Origin of the sequence: Bacteroides sp. MSK.18.37 (genome assembly GCF_019129155.2) — a bacterium.
In the GTDB taxonomy this organism is placed as follows: domain Bacteria; phylum Bacteroidota; class Bacteroidia; order Bacteroidales; family Bacteroidaceae; genus Bacteroides; species Bacteroides ovatus.
On record NZ_JAHOIB020000001.1, the window covers coordinates 5,044,329 to 5,060,297 of the forward strand.

Annotated in this window: 12 protein-coding genes; 11 read left to right on the forward strand and 1 reads right to left on the reverse strand. The window is 43.1% G+C overall.

What is annotated here, in order from left to right; translation table 11 throughout:
- Positions 1-2: 2 nt before the first annotated feature.
- Complete coding sequence (gene cdd / locus KSX81_RS19400) at positions 3-485, reverse strand: cytidine deaminase (RefSeq protein WP_195359351.1); 483 nt, start codon at positions 483-485, stop codon at positions 3-5.
- A gap of 110 nt (positions 486-595) precedes the next feature.
- Here cdd and KSX81_RS19405 point away from each other — a divergent pair, with 110 nt between their 5' ends.
- From KSX81_RS19405 to KSX81_RS19455, 11 genes are all read left to right on the forward strand, one after another.
- Complete coding sequence (locus KSX81_RS19405) at positions 596-1,501, forward strand: glucosaminidase domain-containing protein (protein WP_217725826.1); 906 nt, start codon at positions 596-598, stop codon at positions 1,499-1,501.
- Positions 1,502-1,582: 81 nt separating this feature from the next.
- Complete coding sequence (locus KSX81_RS19410) at positions 1,583-2,980, forward strand: NAD(P)/FAD-dependent oxidoreductase (RefSeq protein WP_217725827.1); 1,398 nt, start codon at positions 1,583-1,585, stop codon at positions 2,978-2,980.
- Between the two features lie 233 nt (positions 2,981-3,213).
- A complete protein-coding gene (locus tag KSX81_RS19415; RefSeq protein ID WP_217725828.1) occupies positions 3,214-4,461 on the forward strand; it encodes an efflux RND transporter periplasmic adaptor subunit in 1,248 nt (415 codons plus the stop codon).
- Between the two features lie 17 nt (positions 4,462-4,478).
- Positions 4,479-5,144, forward strand: a complete 666-nt coding sequence (locus KSX81_RS19420) for an ABC transporter ATP-binding protein (RefSeq protein WP_008644652.1) — start codon at positions 4,479-4,481, stop codon at positions 5,142-5,144.
- 67 nt (positions 5,145-5,211) lie between these two features.
- The gene (locus KSX81_RS19425) at positions 5,212-5,838 is read left to right on the forward strand and encodes a GIN domain-containing protein (RefSeq protein WP_004314288.1); all 627 of its coding nucleotides are present in this window, start codon (positions 5,212-5,214) and stop codon (positions 5,836-5,838) included.
- A 96-nt stretch (positions 5,839-5,934) separates the two neighbouring features.
- Positions 5,935-7,224 carry an ABC transporter permease gene (locus KSX81_RS19430; RefSeq protein ID WP_008025744.1) on the forward strand — a complete coding sequence of 430 codons (1,290 nt, stop codon included), beginning with the start codon at positions 5,935-5,937 and terminating at the stop codon, positions 7,222-7,224.
- Positions 7,225-7,253: 29 nt separating this feature from the next.
- A complete protein-coding gene (locus tag KSX81_RS19435; protein WP_217725829.1) occupies positions 7,254-8,507 on the forward strand; it encodes an ABC transporter permease in 1,254 nt (417 codons plus the stop codon).
- Positions 8,508-8,591: 84 nt separating this feature from the next.
- Positions 8,592-11,201 (forward strand): PAS domain-containing sensor histidine kinase, encoded by a 2,610-nt coding sequence (locus KSX81_RS19440; RefSeq protein ID WP_217725830.1) that lies wholly within the window; start codon positions 8,592-8,594, stop codon positions 11,199-11,201.
- 129 nt (positions 11,202-11,330) lie between these two features.
- A complete protein-coding gene (locus KSX81_RS19445; protein WP_004326575.1) occupies positions 11,331-12,809 on the forward strand; it encodes a TolC family protein in 1,479 nt (492 codons plus the stop codon).
- Between the two features lie 443 nt (positions 12,810-13,252).
- On the forward strand, positions 13,253-14,602 hold the full coding sequence (locus KSX81_RS19450) for a sigma-54-dependent transcriptional regulator (RefSeq protein ID WP_004326576.1): 1,350 nt from the start codon (positions 13,253-13,255) through the stop codon (positions 14,600-14,602).
- 53 nt (positions 14,603-14,655) lie between these two features.
- On the forward strand, positions 14,656-15,948 hold the full coding sequence (locus tag KSX81_RS19455) for a sensor histidine kinase (RefSeq protein WP_008648744.1): 1,293 nt from the start codon (positions 14,656-14,658) through the stop codon (positions 15,946-15,948).
- Positions 15,949-15,969 lie beyond the last annotated feature (21 nt).

Here is a 15,969-nt window from a genome sequence, read left to right on the forward strand (position 1 = left end):
AATTAATCCTCCATTGCTGATGCGTCAAATGATAATGGCAGTAGGTCGCCTATACTTTTTACTTCGTAGATACATTCTTTGCCATATAATAGGATACGGATGGGTTGTTTGTAACGCTTTTCCGTTTCCAGAATCACTTGCCGGCAAGCGCCGCAGGGAGGAATCGGTTGGTCGATGAAATCTTTTTCCGTTCGTGCCGCGATGGCAAGAGTGACAACCGGCTGGTCGGGATATTGGGAATTGGCATAGAATAAGGTAGTGCGTTCCGCACAAAGTCCTGACGGGTAGGCGGCATTCTCCTGATTGGTTCCTGTCACAACAGCTCCGTTGCCCAATAACGCAGCGGCACCTACGGAGAAATGGGAATACGGAGAATAACTACGAGCTGTTGCCTCCATGGCAGTCTGCATAAGTGCCCGATCGGCCTCATTCAACTCATCATATTGATATACTTTAATAATAGCGGTAATTGTGAGGTCTCTCATATACGTTAGGGTATTGGTTTCTACAATTAATGTTACAAAGTTAGGAAAGAGATTGATAATCCCAATTATTTTTCGGATTTTTGTGCCATCTAATCCACATCTGAACTAAAATGGAGAATAAACTGTATAGACTTATCTTTTTAACCATTGTTTTCTTCTTTGCCGTAGGAGTGCAGGCACAGAAACGAAATGCCCGTTATATCGAATATATAAATAAGTATAGTGATTTGGCTGTTGAACAGATGAAGCTTCATAAGATTCCGGCGAGTATTACATTGGCACAAGGATTGCTGGAAAGCGGTGCCGGATACAGCCAGTTGGCACGAAAGAGTAATAACCACTTTGGTATTAAGTGTGGTGGCAGTTGGCGGGGACGTACGGTTCGTCATGATGATGATGCCCGTAACGAATGTTTCCGTGCTTATAAGCATCCGCGTGACTCTTACGAAGATCATTCCGACTTCCTTAGAAGAGGTGCCCGTTACGCTTTTCTTTTTAAACTGGACATCACCGATTATAAAGGCTGGGCGCGTGGACTGAAAAAAGCAGGCTATGCTACCGATCCTTCTTATGCTAATCGTCTGATTACAATTATCGAAGATTATGACTTGTATAAATACGACCGTAAGGGGGTATATTCGGAACGGAAACTGAAAAAGAATCCTTGGTTGATGAGCCCGCATCAGGTGTATATCGCTAATGATATTGCTTATGTGGTAGCCCGCAACGGTGATACCTTTAAAGATTTAGGCAAGGAATTCGATATTAGTTGGAGGAAACTTGTGAAGTACAACGACTTGCAGCGTGATTATACCTTGATGGAAGGAGATATCATCTACCTGAAGAGCAAGAAGAAAAAGGCTTCCAAACCTTATACTGTATATGTTGTGAAAGATGGAGATTCCATGCATGGCATCTCTCAAAAATATGGTATCCGCCTCAAAAATCTGTATAAGATGAATCGTAAGGATGGTGAGTATGTTCCGGAAATCGGAGATAGATTGCGTCTGCGGTAGAGACTTCTCTCAAAAGTTTCGAATTTCGGAAACTTAATGACTCATTCATGTGTTATTATCTTGATAAAACATGATTAGAATATGAGTCTAAACATTGCAAAAAGTAATAAGAAACGTGTCGTCATAGTAGGCGGTGGTTTCGGTGGCTTGAAACTGGCTAACAAGCTGAAAAAGTCAGGCTTTCAAGTCGTATTGATAGATAAAAACAACTATCATCAGTTTCCTCCTTTGATTTATCAGGTGGCTTCGGCTGGTATGGAGCCAACTTCCATATCCTTCCCCTTCCGTAAAATATTCCAGCATCGGAAAGATTTCTTTTTCCGTATGGCGGAAGTACGTGCCATTTTCCCGGAAAAGAATATGATACAGACTTCCATCGGAAAAGCAGAATATGACTATCTGGTGTTAGCAGCAGGTACTACAACCAACTATTTCGGTAATAAACATATCGAAGAGGAAGCCATGCCGATGAAAAATGTGTCAGAAGCGATGGGATTGCGAAACGCTCTTCTGGCTAATCTGGAACGAGCGCTGACCTGTTCAACGAAGCAGGAACAACAAGAGTTATTGAATATTGTAATTGTAGGAGGTGGAGCTACCGGGATAGAAGTAGCCGGAATACTTTCCGAGATGAAGAAATTCGTCTTGCCGAATGATTATCCTGATATGCCCAGCAGTCTGATGCATATCTATTTGATTGAAGCCGGGCCGCGATTGCTTGCCGGAATGTCAGAAGAATCTTCTGCACATGCTGAACAGTTTCTCCGTGAAATGGGAGTAAATATCCTGTTGAATAAACGTGTTGTGGATTATCGTGACCATAAAGTAGTACTCGAAGATGGTACAGAGATTGCCACGCGTACTTTTATCTGGGTGAGTGGTGTTACCGGTGTGACTATCGGCAATCTGGATGCCTCTCTGATTGGGCGTGGAGGACGTATTAAAGTCGATTCATTCAACCGTGTAGAAGGGATGAACAATGTGTTTGCTATTGGCGACCAATGTATTCAGTTGGCTGATGAAAATTACCCGAACGGGCATCCTCAACTGGCACAAGTGGCGATCCAGCAAGGAGAACTATTGGCAAAGAATCTAATTCGTATGGAGAAAGGACAGGAAATGAAACCTTTCCATTATCGCAATTTAGGTTCGATGGCGACCGTCGGGCGCAATCGTGCCGTAGCAGAGTTTAGTAAAGTAAAGATGCAGGGATGGTTTGCCTGGGTGATGTGGCTGGTTGTTCATCTGCGTTCTATCCTTGGAGTGCGTAATAAAGTGATTGTGCTCTTAAATTGGATCTGGAATTATTTCACTTACGATCAATCCATGCGTATGATTGTCTATGCCCGTAAAGCAAAAGAAATTCGCGATCGTGAAAAGCTGGAGGAGACTAATCATTGGGGAAAAGAACTGATACAGGAACCGAAGCAACACTCTCCGCAGGAGATTCAGCAACCTTCCGGACAAGAGAAAAAATAGTCAATGAGAAGTCATTATACCGTAGTTGACAATCCGTCATTATCCAGGTGTACTGACCTTCCGCCGACAGGTGGATAGATTCATATTCTGAACAGTAAATTCGTACAGGGTGTCCGATATCGGACACCCTTTGTTTTTTGTTATATTCTATTTATCAATTACTTACGTTTTTGGCATAGATTTGGTATATGAAATGCTAAATTGATACATGATAAAATCGTAAACGATCAGATATGGACAGAGAAATTCCTAAAGAGGTACGTCAGAAAGAACGTAATAAGAAGATCATTCGTTATTCATCCATCGGGGTGGCAAGTATTGTTGTCATTGGTGTACTTATATCTGTACTAAGGGCAGGAGTGGAGGCAAAAGAACTTGTCTTTTCCACAGTCGATACAGGAGTTATTGAGGTAAGTGTCAGTGCTTCCGGCAAGGTGGTTCCTGCATTTGAAGAAATAATCAATTCTCCAATCAACAGTCGTATTCTTGAAGTTTATAAAAAAGGAGGAGATAGCGTAGATGTAGGTACTCCGATTCTGAAACTAGATCTTCAGAGTACGGAAACCGAATATAAAAAGTTGCTGGACGAAGAGCAGATGCGTCGGTATAAGCTCGATCAGCTTCGTGTCAATAATCAGACGAAGCTTTCGGATATGGCGATGCAGATCAAAGTTTCGGCTATGAAATTAAGCCGGATGAAGGTGGAGTTGAGAAATGAACACTATTTGGACAGTCTCGGTGCGGGAACAACGGATAAAGTGCGCCAAGCTGAATTGAGCTATAATGTTGCCCAGTTAGAGTACGAACAACTCCGGCAGCAATATAAAAATGAGAAGGAGGTGGCTGCTGCTGAACTGAAAGTACAGGAACTTGATTTTAATATCTTCCGTAAGAGTCTCTCCGAAAAGAAACGTACTTTGGATGATGCGCAAATCCGTTCTCCGCGCAGAGCTATTCTTACCTATATTAATAACCAGATTGGTGCGCAGATTTCCGAAGGCGGACAAGTCGCTATCATTTCCGATTTAAGTCATTTTAAGGTAGAAGGCGAGATTGCTGATACGTATGGCGACCGTGTGGCAGCCGGAGGAAAAGCAATTGTTAAGATAGGAAGCGATAAACTGGAAGGAACGGTCAGCAGTGTAACACCGTTATCCAAGAATGGCGTCATATCATTCACGGTTCAGTTGAAGGAAGATAATCACCGTCGTCTGCGCTCCGGATTGAAGACAGATGTTTATGTGATGAATGCCGTGAAGGAAGATGTGATGCGTGTTGCCAATGGCTCTTTCTATGTGGGGCGTGGTGAATACGAATTGTTTGTCTGCAACTCTGACAATGAACTGGTCAAACGTAAGATACAATTGGGTGATTCAAACTTTGAATATGTAGAAGTTTTGAGTGGATTGCAACCGGGTGACAAGGTAGTGGTAAGCGATATGAGTGCATATAAGAACAAGAATAAGCTGAAGATTAAATAAATTAAATACTAGAAGTTATGATAACATTGAACTCTCTTTCCAAAATTTACCGTACTGATGAGATTGAAACGGTAGCGTTGGAAAATGTGAATCTGACGGTAGAACGTGGAGAATTCCTAAGTATAATGGGACCTTCCGGGTGCGGAAAATCTACATTGTTGAATATAATGGGATTACTTGACGCACCTACCATGGGAATAGTGGAAATCAATGGAATACGTACAGAAGGAATGAAAGACAAAGAATTGGCCGTTTTTCGTAATAAAACGCTTGGTTTTGTGTTTCAGTCTTTTCATCTGATTAATTCGTTAAATGTGACGGATAATGTGGAGTTGCCTTTACTTTATCGCCGTGTTGGCAGTAGTGAGCGAAAGCGGTTGGCACAAGAGGTATTGGAAAAAGTAGGATTAAGCCATCGTATGAGACATTTTCCTACACAACTTTCCGGTGGTCAGTGCCAACGTGTAGCTATTGCCCGTGCTATTATCGGTAATCCTGAAATAATCCTTGCCGATGAGCCGACAGGTAACTTGGATTCAAGGATGGGAGCCGAAGTCATGGAACTGCTTCACCGACTGAATAAAGAAGACGGACGCACCATCGTCATGGTTACCCATAATGAAGAACAGGCAAAGCAGACTTCGCGTACCATTCGTTTCTTTGACGGACGACAGGTGCAGTAGAACCTGCGTTTTATACATGAAACTAAATAGAAAAACAGATTAATATTTCTCTAAATTAAAAACCACCATGACAAAGAATATTTTCATCGTTGCGATAGCTGTCCTGTTAAGTGTTGCTTTTTGTTCGCTATCGGCACAAAATGTGAGTAAAGATTATAATGTAGGCGACTTTTCTGCCATCAACCTGCAATCTGTCGGAAATATTATTTTCGCTCAATCGGCAGAATGTACCTGCCGTTTGGAAGGGCCTTCCGAATTTGTGGAGAAAACCCGGGTAACGGTGAAGAACGGTACACTGGTTATCGATTATAAAGAGAAGAACGTAAAGAATGTCAAGAATCTGATTTTTTACATCACTGCTCCCGATTTGAGTAAAGTGAAAATCGACGGGGTAGGGAACTTTGATGCAAAGGAAAAATTGAATCTTAAAAATATAGCTTTCGAACTTGACGGAGTGGGAAATTGCAACGTGAAAAATCTTCATTGCGATGAACTGAAACTCGATGTCGACGGAGTAGGCAATATGAAAATGAATGTTGACTGTGGCCTTATCAAGGCTAAAGTGGATGGAGTAGGGAATATCACTTTATCGGGTAAGGCTGATACTGCTTTCTTTAAAAAGGATGGTGTTGGTAAAATCAATCACAAAAACCTGAAATGTAAGGATATAACAAAGAAGGGATGGAATTTCTAATATGGAACGTTCTTTGACGAACTTCTGTGGAACCTAATCGAAGAAGAATAAAAAAGACGAGTAAGAAATATACTGAACTCTATACTGGTAACGATCATGATAAAACTCTATTTTAAACAAGCATTCCATCTGTTGGGAGAAAATAAACTGCTTTCATCTATTTCCATTATTGGTACAGCTTTGGCTATTGCTATGATAATGGTAATTGTGATTACTTTACGTGCGACTATTGCTCCCTTTGCACCGGAAACCCATCGTGACCGGATGCTTATTTTCCGGTTTGCCGGACTTCAAAGTAAGTCCAACGTGAATTGGCAAAGCAATGGCCCTATCGGATACAATACGGCAAAGGCTTGTTTCAAAGCAATGACAATTCCCGAAGTTGTTTCCATAACCAATATCTGGCAGGAAACAATGCTGGCTGCTAAACCGGCAGGTGAGATGGAAAGTTGTAGTGTGTTGCAAACAGACGATGCTTTCTGGAAAATATTTGAATTTGAGTTTCTATCCGGTAAACCGTATGATAATGCCGATTTTGATGCCGGAGCAGCAAAAGCTGTGATTTCTGAAGATATGGCTCGCCGTTTGTTCGGAACATCAGAAGTGGTTGGAAAAACATTCCTTCTGAATCATTCGGCTTATATTGTTTGCGGAGTGGTACGTCCGGTCTCTAAACTGGCGAAGTACGCCTATGCGCAAGTTTGGATTCCTTTGAGTTCAACAAGTGCCTTCACAGCCACTTGGGGCGATGACAATATCATGGGTATGACTGCCGTCTATATACTGGCTAAATCGAAAGACGATTTTCCGGCTATTCGTCAGGAGGCAGACCGCTTGCGGGCTATCTTTATGGCAGGGCATCCCAATTTCGATTTACTCTATCGCGGACAGCCTGATACTTATTTCGTAGCCGCGCAACGCTATTCCGCCAACAATCCTCCTGCTGTGAAAGAAGCAGTACGGCAATACATACTGACATTACTTGTCTTATTGATTGTTCCTGCCGTCAACTTGTCCGGACTTACTTTGTCACGCATGCGTAAGCGTATCTCCGAAATAGGAGTGCGAAAAGCCTTTGGTGCCCCCAGACGGGAGCTTATGATGCAGGTACTATCCGAAAATATGCTTTATTCCCTGTTCGGAGGAATTCTCGGACTGGTATTAAGTTATGTCGCCGCTTTCCTTTTGGGAGGAATGCTTTTCTCCGTAGACTTTGTATCCAATGGGGTGGAAGATTTGCGGACCATGTGTGTCGACTTACTGTTCGATCCTACCGTATTCCTGCTGGCATTTCTGGCTTGCTTCCTACTCAATTTATTAAGTGCCGCCATTCCGGCATGGAGAGTAACTCGCACCAATATTGTGGATGCCATCAACGAAAGATAATTCTTCAACTCATCTAAATTCTAAAGAAAATGCAACTATTAAAACAAATATGGAACGAGCGCCGGTCAAACGGATGGTTATGGTCAGAACTATTAATTGTTTTTGTGGTCCTGTGGTATGTGGTCGACTGGACGTATGTGACAGCGCGTACTTATTACGAACCGGTAGGATTTGATATTACCGATACGTATTATTTGGAACTAAGCCTGAAAAACGACAAGAGTAATTCCTATCTTTCGAAAGAGCAAAAGAGTACATCTTTAGGACAAGATATTATCGAGTTGACTAATCGTCTCCGGAGATTGCCGGAAGTGGAGGCCGTTTCAATATCCAATAATGCGCGTCCCTATATCGGGAGTAACTCCGGTAGTATGTTACGTATCGATACATTAGTTAGTAATCCGCTACGGCGTTCGGTAACCCCTGACTTTTTTCAGGTCTTTCGTTATCAAAGTGCTGATGGGAGTGGTTATCAGCCGTTGGTGCAAGCTTTAAGGAATGGCAATGTCGTTGTTGGTGAAAATTTCTTGCCCAAAGATTATAAAGGCGATCGTACGCTGTTGGGTAAAGAAATGGTCGATGTGGATGATTCTACGAAAGTGTACAAGATAGGGGGAGTTTCGAAGAAGGTGCGTTACAATGACTTCTGGCCTAACTACAGTGATCGGTATGTAGCCATTGAACTTCCTGAAAAGATAATGGTCGAACTTGACGATGAACTTTATCCTTCAAGTGTAGAAGTTTGTCTGCGTGTGAAGCCGGGGACTTCTAAAGACTTTGCGGAACATTTGATGAAATTGTCCGCCAACCAGTTGAGTGTCGGCAACTTATTCATCTTGAAAGTGCATGATTATGAAGATATACGGAATGATTTCCAGCAAGAGAGCTATAATCAGGTACAGGTACGTTTCTGGATGATGGGATTCTTATTGCTTAATATCCTATTGGGCATTGTCGGCACCTTCTGGTTCCGTACGCAGCACCGTCGTGCCGAGTCTGCGCTTCGTATAGCAGTCGGGGCCAGCCGGATGCAGCTTTGGCAACGTTTAAATAAAGAAGGATTGCTATTGTTGACTCTGGCTGCTTTGCCTGCCGCCGTCATCTGTTATAATATCGGCCATCTGGAGTTGACTGAAGGGTATATGGAGTGGGGAGTAGTGCGTTTTCTTATTACATTTGTCATAACCTATTTCCTGATGTCTTTAATGATTCTCGTTGGCATTTGGTTTCCTGCTCGTCAGGTAATTCGCATACACCCTGCCGAGGCGTTGCGCGAAGAATAAAAAACTTGGGCTATCTGTTTGTTTTCAATATAATTAACGTATCTTTGTCGGCATAATATTGAAAACACCGCAGGCTTTAATTATATGAATCGACGCTACTATTGTTTGCTTATCGTTCTGTTTTTTGCTGTTCTTATTCAGGCGGCAGCAGCGGAACGTACATACAATATCCTGTTTGTACAGTCATACACCTCACAGACTCCTTGGCATAGCGACCTTAATCAGGGGTTGGTCAAAGGATTTAAAGAAAGTGGCCTGAAGGTGAATATAACAACGGAGTATCTTGATGCCGATTTTTGGGCATTCAACTCCGAGAAAGTAATTATGCGTCGTTTTTGTCAGCGTGCTCGTGACAGGCAGACCGATTTGATTATAACAGCAAGTGATGAAGCTTTCTATATTCTTTTTGCCTGTGGAGATTCGTTGCCTTTGCAGATACCGGTCGTGTTTTTCGGCATTAAGTATCCTGATATGGAGCTGATTGCTACTCATCCCAATGTTTGCGGGTTCACTGCCAATCCGGATTTTGATGTCATATTGCGTCAGGCGCAAAAGATATTTCCCCAGCGGAAAGAAGTGGTATGTGTGATAGATAACAGCTTTTTGAGTAACAAAGGCCTTGAAGATTTTGAAGAAGAGTGGAAAATCTTTCAAAAAGACAATCCGGATTATAGAATGAAAGTCTATAATACCCAAAATCATACAACGAGTCACATCATTGCTGCTATTTGTTACCCTCGTAACAGCTACGAACGTCTGGTGGTTGCTCCTAAATGGTCGCCTTTCCTTTCATTCGTTGGCAAAAACTCAAAAGCTCCCGTATTTTCGAGTCAGAATGTGGGGTTAACTAATGGCGTATTCTGTGCATACGATTCCGATAGTTATGCTTCAGCATTATCGGCAGCTCAAAGGGCTGCTTTAGTCTTAAAAGGTACATCTCCCCAAGAAATAGGAGTGACAGAAATCACGCAGGGATTCATCTATGACTATAAACAGTTGGATTATTTTCATATTGACCCTGATAAAGTATCCTCTAGCGGGACCATCGTCAACGAACCGTATTGGGAAAAATATAAATACCTTTTTATACTGCTCTATCCGTCTATCCTGGCGTTGCTGATAGCTTCTATCGTGTGGTTGATGCGTGCCAACCGGCGTGAGTCCAAACGACGGATTCAGGCACAGACCCGTCTGCTCGTGCAGAATAAACTTGTGGAACAGCGTAATGAGTTTGATAATGTATTTCATTCCATCCGTGATGGTGTGATAACGTATGATACCGATTTGCACATTCATTTCACAAACCGCTCCTTATTACAAATGCTGCATTTGCCGTATGAGTCAGGGGGCCGTTTTTATGAAGGAATGATGGCAGGCAGCATCTTCAAGATATATTATAACGGTCAGGATATTCTTCATTCTATGCTGAAGCAGGTAGCTGCTAAAGGAGAAAGTGTGAAGATACCCCAGGGAGCTTTCATGAAAGAAGTGCATAGTGATAAATACTTCCCGGTGTCGGGGGAAATAGTCCCGATCCGTTCAAAGGATGCGATTACCGGTATGGCACTTTCCGCACGGAATATTTCGAATGAAGAAATGCAGAAGCGTTTCTTTGATATGGCAGTAGACGAAAGCTCCATCTATCCGTGGCAGTTTGATATGGAAACCAACTGTTTCATTTTCCCGCAAGGTTTCTTGAAACGTCTTGGATACGATGAATCGGTTACTACCATCTCCCGTGATGAAATGGATCGCACTATCCATCCTGATGATTTGAAGGAAATAAGTCCGTTATTTAATAGAGCATTGACAGGAGAAGATTCCAATACCCGTCTGAATTTCCGTCAGCGGAATGTCAACGGAGAGTATGAATGGTGGGAATATCGTTCTTCCGTAATCACGGGATTGACACAAGATTCATTGTACAATATATTAGGTGTTTGCCAGAGTATCCAGCGATATAAGACTGCCGAGCAGGAGATGAGAGAGGCTCGTGATAAAGCCCTCCAGGCTGACAAACTGAAATCGGCATTCCTTGCCAACATGAGTCACGAGATTCGGACTCCGCTGAATGCGATTGTAGGTTTCTCCGATTTGCTAAGCGATACGAGTGGTTTTACAAGCGAAGAGATTGCCCAGTTTATCGGAACCATTAATAAAAATTGCGGCCTGTTGCTAGCTTTGATTAATGATATTCTTGATTTGTCACGTATCGAATCGGGAACCATGGAATTTATGTTCGCCGAGCATAACCTGCCGCTGTTATTAAAGACCGTCCATGATTCTCAACGCTTGAATATGCCACCGGGAGTAGAACTGGTGTTGCGTATGCCCGAAAGTGATAAGAAATATCTCACGACAGATAATGTACGCTTGCAGCAAGTCGTGAATAATCTGATAAATAACGCTGCTAAATTTACGAGCAGCGGTTTCATTACTTTCGGCTATGAAGATGATGAGGTTCCCGGCTACACCCGCATCTTTGTGGAGGATACCGGAGTCGGTATTTCTGAAGAAGGTATCCGTCATATATTCGAACGATTCTATAAAGTCGATAATTTCACCCAAGGAGCAGGTTTGGGATTAAGTATTTGTCAGACCATCATCGAACGTCTGAATGGTACCATCTCCGTCACCTCCGAAGTAGGTAAAGGCACTCGTTTCACTGTGCGCCTTCCTAACTACTGCGAATAATCGAACGTTCACTTTTGGGCATAGTGTCCGAAAATGGACACTTTTCTTATTTTCTAATCTGTTGATAATAAAAACTTTACTTTTTTGGCACATCGTTTGATTCTCTCATAGTGGAAAATACTGTGTATAATGAAAAAGAAAAGTATATTGTTTGCTCTTGCTGCCGTTTGCCTGCCGTTGGCATTGTCGGCACAGAAGGAAAGGGAAATAACCTTGAATGAAGCTATTGCTATGGCGCGTATTCAATCTGTTGACGCTGCTGTTGCCTTGAATGAATTGAAAACGGCCTATTGGGAATTTCGTACCTTTCGTGCTGATCTTCTGCCGGAAGTCAACTTGACCGGAACCCTGCCCAATTATAACAAATCGTATAGTTCCTATCAAAATTCGGACGGTTCTTACGGTTTCGTCCGTAATAACACATTGGGGCTTACCGGTGATCTTTCTATCGATCAAAACATCTGGCTTACCGGTGGTAAACTTTCGCTGACTTCCTCTCTCGACTATATCAAGCAATTGGGAGCCGGAGGAGACCGGCATTTTATGTCGGTTCCTGTCACATTACAACTTACACAACCCATCTTTGGAGTCAATAATATAAAGTGGAACAGACGCATCGAACCGGTTCGTTATGCCGAAGCGAAAGCAGCTTTTATCACTGCTACCGAAGAAGTGACGATGCGTGCCATCACTTATTACTTTAATCTTTTGTTGGCAAAAGAAAATCTTGGCACGGCGAAACAGAACCAGACAAACGCCGACCACCTTTATGAAGTAGCCCTTGCCAAACGCAAAATGGGGCAGATTTCCGAGAATGAACTCTTGCAGTTGAAACTCTCCGCTTTGAATGCGAAAGCAGCATTGACGGAAGCAGAGAGTGATCTCAATGCCAAGATGTTCCAGCTCCGTGCTTTTTTGGGAGTGGGAGAGGATGAAGTACTAAACCCGGTTCTTCCCGAAGCTGTGGATGGCCCGAGGATGGAGTACAATCAGGTGTTAAATAAAGCATTGGAACGTAATTCTTTTGCACAGAATATCCGTCGCCGCCAGTTGGAAGCCGATTATGAAGTAGCTACTGCACGCGGAAATTTGCGTAGTGTCGATTTGTTTGCAAGCGTAGGATATACGGGTGAGAACCGGAATTTTCCGGCCGTTTACAGGAACTTGCAGGACAATCAGATTGTTCAGGTAGGCGTTAAGATTCCGATTCTCGATTGGGGAAAACGCCGTGGGAAAGTCCGGGTAGCCAAGAGCAACCGGGATGTAGTGCTTTCAAAGATTCGTCAGGAACAGATAAACTTCAATCAGGACATTTTTCTGTTGGTGGAGCATTTCAATAATCAGGCACAACAGTTGGACATAGCCAAAGAAGCCGATGCGATAGCCCAGCAACGATATAAAACAAGTATTGAAACTTTCCTGATAGGTAAAATCAATACCTTGGATTTGAATGATGCACAGAACTCTAAAGATGATGCGAGACAGAAACATATTTCCGAACTTTATTATTATTGGTATTATTATTATCAGATTCGCAGTCTGACGCTATGGGATTTTCGTACCAATACCGAACTTGAAGCTGATTTTGATGAAATCATCCGGCAATAAAAAGGCTAGGAAAAAGCTTTTGAATCTTATGGAGGAACTTGCAGTAAATAGTATTATTTTCTCTTCCGTTCTTGCTTTTTACGAATTAATTTCGTATCTTAAGAGTTTTAATCCTTTCGGAGACAGGTGGTCATCTTATAGAGTGACAATAGTCATCTTATAAGATGATATTTATCACTCTATAAGGTGACTTTTGTCCCATTATAACTGGATAATTACTCGACTGCATAAACAATTATAAATTACTGTACTGAAAATCTTTATTTAGTGCAGTGGAAAATCTTAAATACAATAATAAGAAAACAGCTTTATTACGTAACTTGTATTATTGAAGCGTGCATTCCGTGATTTATATATCAATCATTTGGTAGCAAACTATTTATTAGTACCTTTGGAGTGTGAGACAAAGTTGTTAATTGACTGGGCAAAACTCAAATATAACTATGATTCTGATAATTGACGATGACAGCGCAGTGCGTTCTTCGCTTAGCTTCATGTTGAAGCGGGCAGGATATGAAGTACAGACCGTTCCCGGTCCACGGGAAGCTATGGAAGTGGTACGTTCCGTAGCTCCGGATTTAATCCTGATGGATATGAACTTCACTCTTTCTACAACGGGTGAGGAGGGTTTGACCCTACTCAAACAAGTAAAAATATTCCGTCCCGAAACACCGGTGATATTGATGACTGCTTGGGGAAGTATCCAACTTGCTGTACAAGGAATGCAGGCGGGAGCTTTTGATTTCATAACGAAGCCCTGGAATAATGCCGCCTTGTTGCAACGCATTGAAACGGCACTCCAACTTTCGGGCACTCCACAGGAACCAACGCAGGAACAGAGCGATTCTTTCGACCGCAGCCACATCATCGGGCGTAGCCAGGGATTGATGGATGTGTTGAATACGATTGCCCGCATAGCAAAGACCAATGCCTCTGTCCTCATTACAGGGGAAAGCGGAACAGGTAAGGAATTGATAGCCGAGGCCATTCATATCAACAGTCAGCGTGCCAAACATCCCTTTGTGAAAGTGAATCTTGGAGGTATTTCTCAAAGCCTGTTCGAAAGTGAAATGTTCGGGCACAAGAAAGGAGCTTTTACCGATGCTTCCGCAGACCGTATCGGACGTTTCGAAATGGCAAACAAAGGGACGATTTTCCTGGATGAAATAGGTGATCTCGATCCTTCGTGCCAGGTGAAGTTACTGCGTGTATTGCAGGATCAGACATTTGAAGTGCTCGGCGACAGCCGTCCGCGCAAGACGGATATCCGGGTAGTATCAGCCACCAATGCCGATTTGCGCAAAATGGTGGGCGAACGTATTTTTCGTGAAGACCTCTTCTATCGTATCAATCTGATAACAGTGAAACTGCCGGCCTTGCGCGAACGTCGCGAAGATATTCCTTTGCTGGCACGTCATTTTGCCGACCGTCAGGCGGTAACCAACGGATTGCCCCGTACAGAGTTCTCTGCCGATGCCCTGCAATTCTTGAGCCGTTTGCCCTATCCGGGGAATATTCGTGAATTGAAGAACTTGGTGGAACGTACCATTCTGGTAAGTGGTAAACCGCTGCTTGATGCTTCCGACTTTGATGCGCAGTATATTCGCCACGATGACGCAAGAGTAACCGAAGGCGCAGCTCTGGCCGGTATGACTTTGGATGAAATAGAGCGCCAGACCATTCTCCAGGCGTTGGACCGTTACAAAGGAAATTTGAGTCAGGTAGCTACGGCATTGGGTATCAGCCGTGCAGCGCTCTATCGCCGTCTCGAAAAATATAATATAACAATGTGATAGATTTAGGCACGTGCCTAATAATATTAAGATTAACCGTAACCACAGATAACGTGCGTATAAAAGGATTCTTTTACATACTAGTCTTTCTGCTGCTGGCATTAGGTAGTGTATTGCTGTTCCTTTCCAGTCAACTGAATACAATCTTTTTCTACATAGGGGAGGGGCTGATACTTTTCATCCTCATTTATCTGACCTTTTTCTATCGTAAGATCGTGAAGCCGTTGAATACAATCGGAAGCGGTATGGAATTGTTGCGTGAGCAGGATTTCAGTAGCCGCCTTAGTCCTGTAGGCCAATATGAGGCCGATCGTGTGGTGAATATCTTCAACCGCATGATGGAACAGCTCAAGAATGAACGTCTCCGCCTGCGTGAACAGAATAATTTTCTTGATTTGCTGATTAAAGCTTCTCCGATGGGAGTGATTATAACTTCCCTTGATGAAGACCTTTCGGAATTGAATCCGATGGCTTTGAAAATGCTGGGTGTTCGTTTGGAAGACGTACAAGGCAAGAAGATGAAAGAGATTGATTCTCCGTTAGCGGTGGAATTGGCTAACCTCCCGAAAGGAGAGAAGGTAACCGTCCGTCTGAACGACTCGAATATCTACCGGTGTACTCATTCTTCTTTCATTGATCGTGGATTTCAGCATCCCTTCTACTTGGTAGAAACCCTCACCGACGAAGTGATGAAAGCGGAAAAGAAAGCATACGAGAAAGTGATTCGCATGATTGCCCACGAAGTGAACAACACGACTGCCGGCATTACTTCCACACTGGATACGGTAGAACAAGCCCTTTCCAGCGAAGAAGGAATGGAAGACATCTGCGACGTGATGCGTGTATGTACCGACCGTTGTTTCTCGATGAGTCGTTTCATCACCCGTTTTGCCGATGTGGTGAAAATCCCCGAACCGACACTTTCTTCTGTTAATCTGAATGATTTGGTTTTCACCTGCAAGCGGTTTATGGAAGGAATGTGTAATGACCGTCGCATTACACTCCGCATGGAAATAGACGAAAGTGTGAAAGATGTGATGCTGGATGCCGCTTTGTTTGAGCAAGTACTCGTAAATATCATCAAAAATGCAGCGGAAAGCATTGAAGCCGATGGGGAAATAATAGTCCGCACCCTCGCTCCGGCCACTGTTGAAGTGATAGATAACGGTCAGGGAATCAGCAAAGAAACAGAAGCTAAACTGTTCAGTCCTTTCTTCTCTACCAAACCGAACGGTCAGGGAATCGGACTCATCTTTATTCGCGAAGTACTGATGCGTCATGGGTGCACATTCTCTTTGCGAACCTATGCCGACGGACTGACCCGATTTCGTATTACTTTCCCCTAATTGTGTCAAATAAGAACATTT

What these genes read in the sequence shown, in the direction of transcription:
- KSX81_RS19440 (WP_217725830.1), top strand. Translation starts at nt 8,592, where the DNA reads ATGAATCGACGCTACTATTGTTTGCTTATCGTTCTGTTTTTTGCTGTT.
- KSX81_RS19435 (WP_217725829.1), top strand. Translation starts at nt 7,254, where the DNA reads ATGCAACTATTAAAACAAATATGGAACGAGCGCCGGTCAAACGGATGG.
- KSX81_RS19430 (WP_008025744.1), top strand. Translation starts at nt 5,935, where the DNA reads ATGATAAAACTCTATTTTAAACAAGCATTCCATCTGTTGGGAGAAAAT.
- KSX81_RS19450 (WP_004326576.1), top strand. Translation starts at nt 13,253, where the DNA reads ATGATTCTGATAATTGACGATGACAGCGCAGTGCGTTCTTCGCTTAGC.
- KSX81_RS19445 (WP_004326575.1), top strand. Translation starts at nt 11,331, where the DNA reads ATGAAAAAGAAAAGTATATTGTTTGCTCTTGCTGCCGTTTGCCTGCCG.
- KSX81_RS19425 (WP_004314288.1), top strand. Translation starts at nt 5,212, where the DNA reads ATGACAAAGAATATTTTCATCGTTGCGATAGCTGTCCTGTTAAGTGTT.
- KSX81_RS19405 (WP_217725826.1), top strand. Translation starts at nt 596, where the DNA reads ATGGAGAATAAACTGTATAGACTTATCTTTTTAACCATTGTTTTCTTC.
- KSX81_RS19410 (WP_217725827.1), top strand. Translation starts at nt 1,583, where the DNA reads ATGAGTCTAAACATTGCAAAAAGTAATAAGAAACGTGTCGTCATAGTA.
- KSX81_RS19415 (WP_217725828.1), top strand. Translation starts at nt 3,214, where the DNA reads ATGGACAGAGAAATTCCTAAAGAGGTACGTCAGAAAGAACGTAATAAG.
- KSX81_RS19420 (WP_008644652.1), top strand. Translation starts at nt 4,479, where the DNA reads ATGATAACATTGAACTCTCTTTCCAAAATTTACCGTACTGATGAGATT.
- cdd (WP_195359351.1), bottom strand. Translation starts at nt 485, where the DNA reads ATGAGAGACCTCACAATTACCGCTATTATTAAAGTATATCAATATGAT.